10 protein-coding genes and 2 rRNA genes are annotated in these 13,402 nt (G+C 32.2%); 2 read left to right on the top strand and 10 right to left on the bottom strand.

Annotated features, from left to right (window positions below; genetic code table 11):
• From JG780_RS08280 to iadA, 6 genes are all read right to left on the bottom strand, one after another.
• A partial coding sequence (locus JG780_RS08280; RefSeq protein WP_287570061.1) for an alkaline phosphatase family protein occupies positions 1-1,103 on the bottom strand: 1,103 nt, incomplete at its 3' end.
• An 87-nt stretch (positions 1,104-1,190) separates the two neighbouring features.
• Complete coding sequence (locus tag JG780_RS08275) at positions 1,191-3,602, bottom strand: ABC transporter permease subunit (protein ID WP_287570060.1); 2,412 nt, start codon at positions 3,600-3,602, stop codon at positions 1,191-1,193.
• Complete coding sequence (locus tag JG780_RS08270; protein ID WP_004104557.1) at positions 3,602-5,308, bottom strand: ABC transporter permease subunit; 1,707 nt, start codon at positions 5,306-5,308, stop codon at positions 3,602-3,604. The genes JG780_RS08275 and JG780_RS08270 overlap by 1 nt, the downstream gene beginning before the upstream one ends.
• 63 nt (positions 5,309-5,371) lie before the next feature.
• Positions 5,372-6,544: a sugar ABC transporter substrate-binding protein gene (locus JG780_RS08265; protein WP_114703072.1), complete on the bottom strand. Its 1,173-nt coding sequence runs from the start codon at positions 6,542-6,544 to the stop codon at positions 5,372-5,374.
• A gap of 91 nt (positions 6,545-6,635) precedes the next feature.
• Positions 6,636-8,843 (bottom strand): ATP-dependent Clp protease ATP-binding subunit, encoded by a 2,208-nt coding sequence (locus JG780_RS08260; RefSeq protein WP_114703071.1) that lies wholly within the window; start codon positions 8,841-8,843, stop codon positions 6,636-6,638.
• Entirely contained in the window at positions 8,843-9,940 is a 1,098-nt protein-coding gene (gene iadA, locus JG780_RS08255) for a beta-aspartyl-peptidase (protein WP_287570057.1), read from the bottom strand. Before iadA ends, JG780_RS08260 begins: the two co-directional genes overlap by 1 nt.
• 49 nt (positions 9,941-9,989) lie before the next feature.
• Between iadA and JG780_RS08250 the strand changes: the two genes are divergently transcribed.
• Positions 9,990-10,622, top strand: coding sequence for a CPBP family intramembrane glutamic endopeptidase (locus tag JG780_RS08250; protein WP_287570055.1), 633 nt, complete (start codon positions 9,990-9,992; stop codon positions 10,620-10,622).
• 72 nt (positions 10,623-10,694) lie between these two features.
• The gene (locus JG780_RS08245; RefSeq protein WP_114703069.1) at positions 10,695-11,051 is read left to right on the top strand and encodes a NifB/NifX family molybdenum-iron cluster-binding protein; all 357 of its coding nucleotides are present in this window, start codon (positions 10,695-10,697) and stop codon (positions 11,049-11,051) included.
• Between the two features lie 52 nt (positions 11,052-11,103).
• Here JG780_RS08245 and JG780_RS08240 read toward each other — a convergent pair whose 3' ends face one another.
• The 4 genes from JG780_RS08240 to JG780_RS08225 form a co-directional block, all read right to left on the bottom strand.
• The gene (locus tag JG780_RS08240) at positions 11,104-12,051 is read right to left on the bottom strand and encodes a SufB/SufD family protein (RefSeq protein WP_012579723.1); all 948 of its coding nucleotides are present in this window, start codon (positions 12,049-12,051) and stop codon (positions 11,104-11,106) included.
• Complete coding sequence (locus JG780_RS08235) at positions 12,041-12,784, bottom strand: ATP-binding cassette domain-containing protein (RefSeq protein ID WP_012579722.1); 744 nt, start codon at positions 12,782-12,784, stop codon at positions 12,041-12,043. Before JG780_RS08235 ends, JG780_RS08240 begins: the two co-directional genes overlap by 11 nt.
• 92 nt (positions 12,785-12,876) lie before the next feature.
• A 5S ribosomal RNA gene (gene rrf / locus JG780_RS08230) occupies positions 12,877-12,993 on the bottom strand.
• Positions 12,994-13,029: 36 nt separating this feature from the next.
• Positions 13,030-13,402: ribosomal RNA gene (locus tag JG780_RS08225) — 23S ribosomal RNA — on the bottom strand; the annotation flags it as partial.

Genomic DNA, 13,402 nt, shown 5'->3' with positions numbered 1-13,402 from the left:
AATTCTTCATATGTAAGTGAACCATGCATTCCCAAAAGCTTTTGCTCTCCTCCAGTATATGTATATGTAAAAGAATAGTTATCTTTAGCTAAAAGAACATAATCTCCAATCCTATGTTCCACCTCAAGATTCTTATTTCCAAATCCAAAATATCCTTCGCTTAAAAGCTGCTTTGAAGGATATATTTCAAATCTTTTGCTGTATCTATCGCTTAAATAATCAATTAATTCTTTGGCTTTTTTCTCTTTAGTATAAAAATACATCATACGCATTTCTCCAGTTGGCGGAAATTTTAGATATTTTAATAACTCTTCTCCTAGAAATACGTTCTTTTCTCTAGGAGTTGTAATCATTCCATGATCTGCCACAACAAAAATCTGCGTCTTTTTGTCATATTTTAATTTTTTTATCTCTTCAAGCAGAAACTTTGCTTCTCTTTCGTAAGATATGCTATCAGGTCCTTTTTTGTGACCAATACCATCTAATACTCCATAATAAACGTAAAGAAGGCCTTTAAAATCACTTTCTAGTAGCTTTTGTAAATTTGCAAACATATCAATAGTTGAATAGTAAGAAAATATGTTTGCATCCTTTTGAATTAAAAATGACAAGCCCGAATTTACAATATCATGTGAAGTTAGTATCCCTCCAAAATAACCTTCCTTTTTTAAACTTTGAAACACATTCGGCAACCTTTTTATCTTTTTCTTTACAATAGTTTCAAAACTGCTATTTGGCAATCCTGGATAACTAAAATCTATCATATTCATGATACTTCCAATTTCACGAATAAACTGAATATATCCTAAAAGTCCATGTTCTTGAGGAGACATCGCAGTAAGCAAACTGCTAACTGCAGCCACAGTCGTTGTTGGAAAAACACTACTTAGCTTTATACTTTTCTCAAATTCAACATTCAATTCTTTTAATTTTTTGTATCCTAAACTATCCAAGATAATTACTACTATTTTTTCCTTTCCAACTATTTGCGGAAGAATAATATCCTCCATTTCATCGAATCTATATTTTGTTTCAACTTTAAAATGCTTCAAAAGTACATTAATAAATGAAACTATGCTTTTTTCATATACTGGCTTATCCACATAATCCCTCCCTAGAAAAAAGTCCTCGGATATTATATTGTACAACATCCGAGGACTTTTTCAAACATTCTATTTTATATATAAGTATTAACCTTTAACAGAACCTTTGGTTAAACCTCCAACAAGATATTTTTGCATTGAAAGGAACAATATAACCATTGGAAGCATTCCAACAAGTGCAGCTGCTGAAAATAGTCCCCATTCAGTTTCAAATGGCCCGCTGGAGAATGTCCAAAGTCCAACCGCATATGTATACTTTTCAACATCTTGGAGAATAATCTTTGCAAGAACAAATTCGTTAAATGTACCCATGAACGTTAGAATAACTACAACTGAAAGAATAGGAGATGCAAGTGGTATTACTATTCGCCAGAATGTTTGCCACCTTGTTGCACCATCTATCATTGCAGCCTCTTCAAGAGAACTTGGAATTGTATCATAGAACCCTTTAATAAGATACATATTAAATGCAATATTTCCAAGATACACAAATATAAGTCCACCTAATGTATTGAGCCCTATTGAAGGAATATATCTTCCAATAAAGCTTAAAAATCCGTACAAAGCAATCATGTACATAATAGCTGGGAACATCTGAATTAAAAGAAGTGACATTATTCCATATTTTCTTCCCCTAAATCTCATTCTACTAAACGGATATGCTGCAAGTGCATTCACAATCGTAGTAATTATTGCAACAACACCAGCAACTATAACACTATTAAAGATCCATCTCCAAAGATAATACTTTTGCTTCTGTTTCCAAATTTGGTCAAATCTGAACAGTTTCTTATCAACATTTTTAAATGATTTATCAAGATCATTTACAGGAAATTGGTCAACAAGATCAGCTGCCGCTTTAGAAGCAATACTCATACTTGATGCAATATTTGCAGGATATTCTGATTGAACTTTTGTAAACAACTGAAGAAGTGCCGCTATTCTAACCTTAACCCCATTTTTTGATGAGTAGATTGCAGCTTTTCCAGTACTTTCTATAGAGCTAATATATTTATCAAACTCATCGATAAATTCCTTTACATCTTTTGCAAATTTCTCATACTTTTTCCTAAAATCATTCAAGGTTGCAACCCAATCAAGTTTTCTAATATTAGATCTTACATCTTTCTTTAAGCCATCATCGTCTACATAACCTAAAAAGTCATTTACGTTTCTTGAAAGAATTTTTACTGCAAGGTACAATTTATTAATATCTTTTGGTAAGGTATATTTTTCAACTTTATTTATAAAGCTTTCAATGTCATCTTTTAATAATAAAGACATGATATATGCTTTAGCTGGTAGATATTTTCTTTCTTCCTCTAAATATTTTCTAGTGAGTTCTTCTAAATCTTGATTTTTACTAACAATTTTGTTAGCAAAAAGTATATACTCATTTGAAAGTTTTAAATATTCTCTTTCAATTTCAGAAAAGTTTTTTAACAAGTTATATGATTCTCTAACCTGTTTAAGCGCTTTTAAATTAAACTGGTTAATTAATGAAATAAAATCAGCATAATTTGCAGAATTTTTCAATGTAAAATTATCCCATAACATCTTTACCTTTGTCATATTCTCATACATTTTGTCTACAACTGCTTTTCTTTCCTTGCTTAAATTTATTCCAAGCATATTTTCTACTATGCTATAAACTTCTTCAAAGTTTTCAACAGCATCTTTTTCTGAAACAACTGCCATTATCTGATTTGATGGATTATTTAGTAAATCATATGCAACCTGCAGAGTTTTGTTAAAACTTTCAAACTGTGGAATAATTGAGTTATCAATTATTAAAGAAAGTCTTGTGTATTCCTCTTGATAAAAATCAAGATCTTTCTTTATTTGATTCAATTTTGCTTGATCTTCTTGCAATTGTCTTTTTAGACTTTCAATATTATCAAGTTTTGTTTTTAGCTCTTCTACATACACATCTTCATAATCTTTATAGTCAAACCCTAAACTTAATTCCTGAACATCTTTCTCATTTATCCTTCCTTCTTCCAACAAAGATATTATTGCAACGCCAATTAATTGGTTATTATCAGATTTTTCAATATTTATCTTTTCATTTAGTTTATTTACTTGCTCAACAACTGTTTGAATTAATTTATCTGAATTTTCAGACAAATAGCTTTTTATTGTTTCATACTCATTGTCTACTACACTTATTAATTCTTTCGACTCTTTTGAATACGCCTTTAAAGCTTCTATATCTTTATCAAACTTTTCTACCAAAAATTCAACTGGCTTTTCATCATAAGGCCTTGAATTAGTTGTAATTGACTCTATGTCACTTAAAAGCCTTAAAACATTGTCTTCGGGAAATAGCAAATCTTTATAGTTTTGAAGACTCATCCTCGATGAAAACAATTTTGATGAAAAAGCTGCATTATCTCGCCTTAGTGATGTAGATACAACCCATACTACAGGAAACAATATTGCAACTATTAAAATTATTAAAATTGCATGTGTTAGCCAATTTCTTTTTCTTACAACCATTATCTATTCACCTCTTCGAAGGAGCCTGATATTCTAAAGTTAACAAAACTTATACCCGCAACTATGAAGAAAATCAATATTGATATTGCACTTGCAAAACCAAAGTCCTGCCCACGTCCTGCTTCAAACGCAAGTTTATACGTATACGAAATCAATATATCAGTTGCGCCTGCTGGTGTTGTTGTATTTGGAATAGCAGGGCCACCTGCTGTTAAAAGATAAATATTTACAAAGTTATTGAAATTAAATGCAAAACTTCCTACAAGAAGTGGCGCAATTGTTGTCATCAACAATGGAAACGTTATTTTCCAGAATCTTTTTGGTTTTGATGCACCATCTATAGATGCAGCTTCATAAAGTTCATCAGGGATACTCTGGAGTGCTCCTAAACTAACCGTCATCATGTATGGAAATCCAAGCCAGGTATTAACTATTAAAACAGCAACTTTTGCCCAGAATGGATTTGTCATCCACTTAACTGGATCTCCGTTAAACAAGTTGGTAACAATAAATCTATTAAATACCCCATATGTTTCATTGAAAAATCCATTTTTCCATATAAGAACAGAAATAAATGCTGGAATTGCCCAAGGAATAATTAACAAGGTTCTATATATAGTTCTTCCACGCAGTGTGTTATTGTTCAAAACAAGTGCAAATGAGAGACCAATTACAAAAGTAAATAACACACTAAGTGCCGCATATGTAAAATTCCACAAGAATATCTTTGTAAATGGTCCAGAAACAGTAGGATCTGTAAATATCTTTGTAAAATTCTTTGAACCTACATATGAAATATATCCAAGAACTGGAACCTTTTCACCTTTTTCATCAAAGTCATAAAACATTCCTTCTTCTTCCAATAATGGCTTATTGGTTCTATCATTTACAAGGGTAGTTTTTACAACAGTCTTTCCATTTTCAACAACTTCGGAAAGTGCCATTCTATAAAGATGCTTTATTTGAACAAGTTTTAAACTTCCATCACTGCTGAACCTAAGTGATAATCTATTTCTTTGATTATCAACTATTTCTACCTTACTTAAAATAGGAAATGCTATTTTTGATTTAAAGAAAACTTCATTAATAGCGGTCTCCTTATCACTTGGCGAATAAAAATAATTATATGTTTTACCATCTTCAACTATTGCAATTAATTTACCATTTTCCATAATAGTTTGAACTTTTTCCATATCTATTAATTCAGCTTCTCCAAGAATCATTTTTCCTGCTTGCATTCTAACAGGTTTTATATTTCCAACAATGTATTTTTCTCCATTTTCATTCACAACTATCATTTTAAAATCTTCAGTTGGATCTATACCATTGTATCTTACAAAAATCTGATAATCGTAGCTTTTTGCGTTATCAGGTACGTATGTATAAACTGGATCTGTAAGTAATCTATCCAAAACTTCCTGTCGAGTCATAATATGCCCTGTTCCATAATTAGTAAATGCAGTCTTTATGGTAAATGCTATTGGATATAAAACTAGAATAAACAATAAAATTACTGCAGGTATCATGTATCTATAAGGATATGCCCTACTATTTAACACAAAATAATCTATTAAAACTATCAAAACAAAAAATGTTATAGAAAGCTCATAAAAACCTCTTGAAAATAAAAATAATGCTCCCCAAATTGAAAAAGCATTAAACAATGCCAACAACAAATAGCCTATTAACTTCCAGAACTTTGCCATTACATCTCCTCCCGATAAAAACGGGGGGAATACACTCCCCCCGAATTTTATTCAGTTTTCAAATTATTTAATTCCTGCCAATATAGTATCTACTGCTTCTTTCAATGCTTGTTCAACTGGAACACCTTGGTCAAGAACCTTTGAAAGTGCATCTCCCATTGCTCCCCATACGCCAGCCATTTCTGGAACATTTGGCATTGGAAGACCATAGTTTCCAAGGAATTCTGCAAATGCTCTTGTTACATCATCAACCATTGGAAGAATATCTTTTCTTGATGGAACTCTTGGGTCTGCAAGGTAAATTCTGTACATTACATCTTTAGTTGCAATGAATTTTGTCAAAAATTCAATAGCATAAAGTTTATTTGGTGATTTTGCATTAACCATGAAACCTTGTGCACCAAAGAATGGTTTTGGTTTAACACCATTTTCTAGATCAGGAATTGGTGCAACACCAAAGTCTATACCTGCTTCTTTCCATCCAGGAACGGCCCATGGTCCATTAATAATCATTGCTGCTTGTCCGTCTTTGAACAAGTTGTCCATCACATTGTAGTTGTCACCTGATTCAAGAAGTCCTTCATCAACAAGTCTCTTTAAAAGTTTCATACCTTTTATTGCTCCTTCATTTGCAAGACCTACATCTTTTACATTTATTTTCCCATCTTTTTCACCAAATACGTATCCACCGAATCCGAAAATTGCATAACTGCTGAAATAGAAGTTTTTAAAGTCGTACACAAGACCTCTTACTTCACCTTCATATTCTTCTTGAATTTGTTTTGCAAGTTCTATAAGCTCATCGAAAGTCTTTGGTGGTTCTTCAACATAATCCTTGTTGTAAATCAAAGCTGGTCCATCAAATGCATATGGAATACCATACAACTTTCCATTGTAGGTAAATGCTTGAAGAGGTGTTGGTAAATATTGATCTTTTTCAGGAAGAACAGGGATTGGTTCAAGAAGACCATTTGCTGCAAGTTCTCCAACCCAGTCATGTGCACCAACAATAATATCTGCACCTTCACCTGCTGGTGCTGCTGTTAAAAATTTAGATTTTATATCGTTAAAATTAACCTGCACAACTTCTACGTCAATACCATAAATTGATTTGAATTCATCAGCAAGTTTTGTCAAAATTGGAGCTTGTGCTTCTGAAGTCCAAATAGTAATTTTTACAGCAAAAACGCTAAAAACCATAACTACCATTAATAAAGCTACTAAAAGCTTTTTCATACACTTTCCCCTCCTTTATTTAAAGTATTACAATAATAATTTTACTATAAAACCCTTCTTAAATTTCTTCATATTGGAACAGTTTCCAACATTATATTATATCATAAGTTATACCTTTTTCAGTATTTTTAAATGTAATTGTATTTCCTTCATTTAATTTTTCATCAATAATGAGATTTGAAATAGTGAATTCAATTGTATTTTCAAATAACCTTCTAAGAGGTCTTGCTCCCATTGAAGGAATATACCCAACTTCTGCTAAATAGTCTTTTACAGATTCTTCAAGAATTACCTTTATACTCTTTTCTTTTAACCTTTCATTTAATTCCTCCAAATATATATCCACAATTTTTTTGACATCTTCTTTTTTCAAAGGTTTAAAAATTACTATAGCATCAAGTCTGTTTAAAAACTCTGGTTTAAGTTTGTTTTTAACTATTTTTTCTACAGTTGTAGAAATTTCATCCTCTCTATTTTGCTCTATTGCTCTAACAATCTCCTCACTTGCAAGGTTACTTGTCATAATTATTATTGTATTTCTAAAATCTACTGTATTACCTTTTCCATCAGTAAGTCTTCCATCATCAAACACCTGTAAAAGAACATTAAAAACTTCTGGATTTGCCTTCTCAATTTCATCAAATAATATCACACTGTACGGTCTTCTTCTCACCGCTTCTGTTAATTGCCCACCTTGTTCATGTCCAACATATCCTGGAGGTGCACCTATAAGTCTTGCAACTGAATGCTTTTCCATATATTCACTCATGTCGATTCTAATTAAACTCTGACTTGAACCAAATAATATTTCTGAAAGTCTCTTCGCAAGTTCAGTTTTACCTACTCCAGTTGGACCCAAAAACAAAAATACGCCTGCAGGTCTTTTTAAGTTTCTTATCCCAGTTCTCGACATTCTTATTGCACTTGAAACAACTTTTACTGCTTCCTCTTGATCTACAAATTTTTCGTGTATTATTTTCTCTAGATTCTTTAACTTCTCTTTTTCACCTTCAAGCATCTTTCCAACTGGTATTTTTGTCCACATTTCTACAGTTTTTGCAATATCTTCTTCAGTTACCTCTTTTTTACCCAAAATTTTTATTCTCGATGCTGATTCATCAAGCAAATCTACTGCTTTATCAGGCAGGAATCTCTCCGTAATATATCTTGCGGCAAGTTTGGCAGCATATTCTATAGCTTTATCAGTTATCCTAACATTGTGAAATTCTTCAAATGATTTTTTTAATCCCCTTAAAATCTCTATAGTCTCCTCTATACTTGGTTCAGTTACGTATATAGGTTGAAATCTTCTTTCAAGTGCTTTATCCTTTTCTATATATCTTCTATATTCTTCAACAGTTGTTGCACCTATACATCTGAGTTCTCCTCTTGCAAGCTCAGGTTTTAAAATATTTGCTGCATCAACTGAACCTTCACTTGCACCGGCACCTACAACCGTATGGATTTCGTCAATAAACAAAATTACATCAGGTGATTTTTTTACAACATCAATTATTTTTTTTAGCCTTTCTTCAAATTCCCCTCTAAACTTTGTCCCAGCTATTACTCTTGCAAGATCAAGCTTTAAAATCTTTTTATTTTTCAAAAAGTCTGGGACCTTTTCTTCTACAATTTTTTGCGCAAGTCCTTCAACAATTGCAGTTTTACCAACCCCAGGATCACCTATTATAACTGGATTGTTCTTTAATTTTCTTCCCAATATTTCCATTACTCTGAAAATTTCATTATCCCTACCAATAACTGGAAGTAATTTATTTTTTCTTGCAAGTTCAGTTAAGTCTTCTGTAAACTTTGTTAAAACATCTACATTTTCATCCTCTGATGTTACTCCAGATGTTCTCAATTCTTTTATTGCTTGATAAACTTTATCCTGTGTTACTCCATACCTTGATAAAATTCTAAAAGTCATACTTTCTGGAATCAATGTCATAGCAAGTAATAAATGATCCGATCCAATCTTTTCATCTCCCATTCTCTTTGCTTCTTTTTTTGCTTCTTCAAGAACATGACGTGCCTCTGGGGTTATATATATCTGACCTGTTGGTGCATTTGTTTTAACACCATACCTTGAAATAAATGACTCTAATTCTCTTTTTAGCTCTGTAATATCAACTTTTAAGTGTTTTAAAATATCCTTTGCTGCATTTTCATCGTCTTCCAAAATAGAAAGTAAAATATGCTCAGATGACATCTGATTTTGTTTGTATCTTGTCAAAATATCAGAAACAGCCATAAGGATTCTTTGCCCATTTTCCGTATATTCATTCATATCAAACATTAACTCTGCACCTCCTTCAATAACTTACCTCTTGCTATTACTTTTTCAATGTTTAAATTTCCATCCAAAACAACGATATCTCCATCAGTTTCCTTTTCTATTCTACCTTTAGACTTTAATTTTAAAACTTTTGCAGGGTTAATCGTTATAGTTTTTAAAACCTCTTCAAAATTTAAATCTCTTTCAACAGCTTTTTTTACACTTTCAAACAATACGGTTGTGCTTGCAACATCAAGCTTTATTAACCTGCCATTTTCATCAAACTTTGGTAAACTTCCATGCCCATCAGAAGTCATAGTTAAATTATCAATTACTCCTTCATTAATTGCAATCTCTAAATAATCCACTACACTTTCAGAAGCTGTCAGATCTATAAATCCACCTTTCTTTGCAAATTCTATTGCCCTATGAAACAGCTCTTTGCTCCTTCCTACATGAGTTGGATACATATGATAAATAGGTATTTCTGTATTTTCTGCTATTTCAAACAAAAAATCTATACCGTTTTTTCCATTTCCAACATGGAAATTTACAACACCTGCCTTATTAGATATTAAACCTCCAACTCTAGCTTGAGCAACTACTTTTTTTATTTCTTCAAGTGTAGGTTGCGAAGATCTATGATCCGATATTGCTATCTCTCCTACCCCTATTACCTTGTCTATAAGTACCAAATCTTTTTTTATATCTCCGGTAATTGTCTTTACTGGCACACTATATGAACCAGTATAAATAAAACTTGTTATACCAAGTTCCTCAAGTTGTTTTGATTTTGCATATAAATCTTCCATGCTTCTTGTAACATCATCTGTACCAAGACATCCAATAACCGTTGTTATACCAGAATCAACAAGTTCTTCTATAGTAATTTCAGGTGTTCTTGTTTGAAAACCACCCTCGCCACCTCCGCCTATAATATGAACATGAGCATCTATAAAACCTGGAACTGCAATCTTTTCATTTAAATCCAAAACTTTACTAAATGGTACTACTAAATTCTCCTCAATTAATTCTATCTTTCCATTTGCTATTAAAATATCTTTTTTTCCAATATAATAAGGTGTAAAGACCTTTAAATTTTTTAAAAGTAATAACATAAAACGCCTCCTTACTTAATTGATATATAATAGTTTTGAGGTGATAATTTTGCATATAACTATTTCAATATTTATATTACTCTTTTACATTTTAATTTCAAAAATATTTGTAAAAGTAGTAAGAATATCAGATCCATTTAAATTGCATTCATTATTTGCTATCCTAACTATATTATACTCCATACTTTCAGCAAGAGTATTAAATTTAAAACTGGTTGATATGGGAATTAGTTTTGGAGATACAAAAAAAGGATTGTTAATTCTTACATTTATAGGAATTCCTTTATTCATTATTGCATATATAACATCAAAAAATGCAAAAATTTACAATTTTAGATATCTTTACTTTAAAAGCAAATGGCAGATAATTTATTTCTGGATTTTAGTAGGTCCTACTGAAGAATTTTTATTTAGAGGATTAATTCAAAGTTATTTAAAATTAAAATACTCATCTATAACAGCAATATTACTATCAAGTCTATTATTTGCCTTATTTCATTTATTAAATGTTTTAACCAAAAATGAATCTTGGAAATTATTCTTCAATTTATTACCTACAAGATTTATTATATCTATCATTTTAGGTTTTTCTCTTGTTTATTCTAAAAGTCTCATCTATCCTATAATAATTCATAATATAATTGATGGAATTAGCTTTTCAAATATAAAGAAAAATTACTAAATAAAGATATTGACATATAATAAATATTGTTATAAAATTAACATTGAAGAATAATTAAAGGATGGAGAAATAATGATTATTGCAATACCAGTTATTGAAAATAACAGAGAAAATTCACAAATTTCGGAACACTTTGGTCATTCACCATTTTTTGCATTCTATGACACAGAAAAAGAGAAATTAAGAATTGAAAACAATTCGCTTGAAGAACACGGTCCAGGAGATGTTCCTAATTTCCTATACTCAAAAGGGGTTAACGTCATAATTGTTAGAGGAATTGGTCAAAGAGCTATTTCATTTTTTGAACAATTAGGAATTAAAGTTATAAGAGGAGCAAGTGGTAGTGTAAAAGATATAATTAATGCATTCCTTGAAAACAAGATAGAAGACAAAGAATATCAAGTCAAAGAAAAATTTCATAATCATTAAAAATAAAAACATGACCTGCAACTATCGTAGGTCATGTTTTTTAATACAAATTCTAATGTAAAAGACCTTTTATTATTAATTCCGTTGCTTCATCTTCAGTTAGACCTTTGGCCATCAACATTTCAAGTTGTTTTTGATTTACCCTTCCAATTGAGGCTTCATGAGTTAACTCAGATAAATCGTTATCAATTTTTAAAACTGGGATTGTTGAAACATCTACATTTGAACCTTTTGTGATTTCTTCACACGAAATATGTCCTTTTGAATATGGTGCACTTCCATATGCTTCATTTAATACTTTTGCTTTAGAACTATCTAACGCTACTACAACTGTTTTAGCAATTCCTCTCGAATGTTCTCCTTCTAACCTTAAAATTTCATTTATATTTACCTCATCAGTTTTGCTTGCTTTAATCTTTGAAAATAACTCTCCAACGGCTTGTTTTTCAAGTGTTAAATCCATGACTATATCTAATTTTCCTACCCTTGTTTTGGTAAGAGAGAAAACATTTTTATACACTCCACCTTCTTTTACAACCGCATTTGTTTTGGTTATAAGTTTTATAGTTCCTTTATCACTATGATAATGTTCATCTTCATATTCCATATAAGCGCCTTCTTCAACTATAACATTTGAAATAGCGTTGTGTTCAAATTCTTCTGCCTGGGGAAAAACACAATGGGCAAGAAATTTTACTCTAGCTCCCTTTCTTACTTTAATGTTAAAAATAACCTTTTGAAATCCTTTTTTTTCAACATAACCCGTACAAACATGTATAGGACGTGGAATATGTGCATTTTCTAAAATTTCCATATCAACCTGTACACCATTTTCTATTTGAGTAGGAACAAGTTTTATACCTTCAACATTATTTAATCCTAAAACTTTATCACCACTAATTATTATTGAAGCTATTTTTTTATCCAAAAATTTTGAAGCATCAGTTCCAAGTTTTTCAACAGCTTTAACAATAGCTTCATATTCTCTTTTAACGTCCATCGATTTTCAACTCCTTACTAACAGGCGAATTTGGATGATCACAAGTATCGCAAATATTTTTAAAAATCTGGATAACTTGCTTTGTTTCACCGTTAGCTAAAATCTTTCCAGCACATAACAAATAAGCTTCTTCAGTATTGTAAGCCATTTCTTCTCTGTGAGTAATTACAATTGGTGTTCCACCATAATCTGCAATAAAATCTATAACTTGATTTATCATATCAAGACTCATAAGGTCGATACCAGAATCGGGTTCATCCAAAATAACAAATTTTGGTTTTAACAAAATAATTGAAGCAAGTTCAACTCTTTTTCTTTCTCCACCACTAAGACTTTTATCAACAAAACGATTCAAATAAATCTTTGGAGAAAGCCCTACCTTTTCCAAAGCTTCTTCAACCTCATCTTTTGTAACATCCAACTTTCCACCAAGAGTTAAATAAGTGTAAATGGTAAGTCCATCATATCTTGCGGGCTCTTGCCACATCAAAGTTATTCCAGCTTTAGCACGTTCAAAAACATTAAAATTGGTAATATCATTACCATTCAAAAAAATTTGACCTGAAGTAGGTTTATAACCATCAAGTCCCATCATAACATATCCTATCGTGCTTTTACCAGCACCATTTGTTCCTAAGATTGCATATTTGCGTCCTGAAATAAATTTCATAGAAATATTATTTAAAATCTTCTTACCAGAAACTTCATGTGAAACATTTCTCAATTCAAGCATGACATTCAACACTCCCAATTTAGAATCTCTAATCAATTTTATCACACTTATAAAATAAGAAAAGTAACAAAAAATTACAAAAATTAAACAATCCCGGGCACTACCTACTCTCGCAAGGGGCGAACCCCTTACTACCATCGGCCCAAGGCGGCTTAACGGCCGGGTTCGGGATGGGACCGGGTGGTTCCCGCCTTGGTATCGGCACCCGGGAAAACTGGGTCGCTCAAAAATGCATAGGGTTGATAGAGGTGAAGGCCTCGGCCGATTAGTACCGGTTGGCTCCACGCATTGCTGCGCTTCTACCACCGGCCTATCAAGGTCCTCTTCTCGAACCGGCCTTACTCCCTTATCGGGATGGGAGGTCTCATCTTGGGGCGTGTTTCCCGCTTAGATGCTTTCAGCGGTTATCACTTAGGAGCGTAGCTACCCGGCGTATGCCCTTGGCAGGACAGCCGGTACACCAGTGGCTCCCTCACCCAGGTCCTCTCGTACAATGGGCGAGCCCCCTCAAACCTCCTACGCCCGCAGCAGATAGGGACCGACCTGTCTCACGACGGTCTGAACCCAGCTCACGTACCCCTTTAATAGGCGAACAGCCTAACCCTTGGGACCTGCTTC

Origin of the sequence: Thermosipho sp. (in: thermotogales), assembly GCF_020054775.1 — a bacterium.
Lineage (GTDB): Bacteria > Thermotogota > Thermotogae > Thermotogales > Fervidobacteriaceae > Thermosipho > Thermosipho africanus.
The sequence above is the reverse complement of the archived record's forward strand: the minus strand, read 5'-3'. Positions and strand labels throughout refer to the sequence as shown.

What these genes read in the sequence shown, in the direction of transcription:
- JG780_RS08275 (WP_287570060.1), bottom strand. Translation starts at nt 3,602, where the DNA reads ATGGTTGTAAGAAAAAGAAATTGGCTAACACATGCAATTTTAATAATT.
- JG780_RS08235 (WP_012579722.1), bottom strand. Translation starts at nt 12,784, where the DNA reads ATGCTTGAATTGAGAAATGTTTCACATGAAGTTTCTGGTAAGAAGATT.
- JG780_RS08240 (WP_012579723.1), bottom strand. Translation starts at nt 12,051, where the DNA reads ATGGACGTTAAAAGAGAATATGAAGCTATTGTTAAAGCTGTTGAAAAA.
- JG780_RS08245 (WP_114703069.1), top strand. Translation starts at nt 10,695, where the DNA reads ATGATTATTGCAATACCAGTTATTGAAAATAACAGAGAAAATTCACAA.
- JG780_RS08265 (WP_114703072.1), bottom strand. Translation starts at nt 6,544, where the DNA reads ATGAAAAAGCTTTTAGTAGCTTTATTAATGGTAGTTATGGTTTTTAGC.
- JG780_RS08270 (WP_004104557.1), bottom strand. Translation starts at nt 5,308, where the DNA reads ATGGCAAAGTTCTGGAAGTTAATAGGCTATTTGTTGTTGGCATTGTTT.
- iadA (WP_287570057.1), bottom strand. Translation starts at nt 9,940, where the DNA reads ATGTTATTACTTTTAAAAAATTTAAAGGTCTTTACACCTTATTATATT.
- JG780_RS08260 (WP_114703071.1), bottom strand. Translation starts at nt 8,843, where the DNA reads ATGTTTGATATGAATGAATATACGGAAAATGGGCAAAGAATCCTTATG.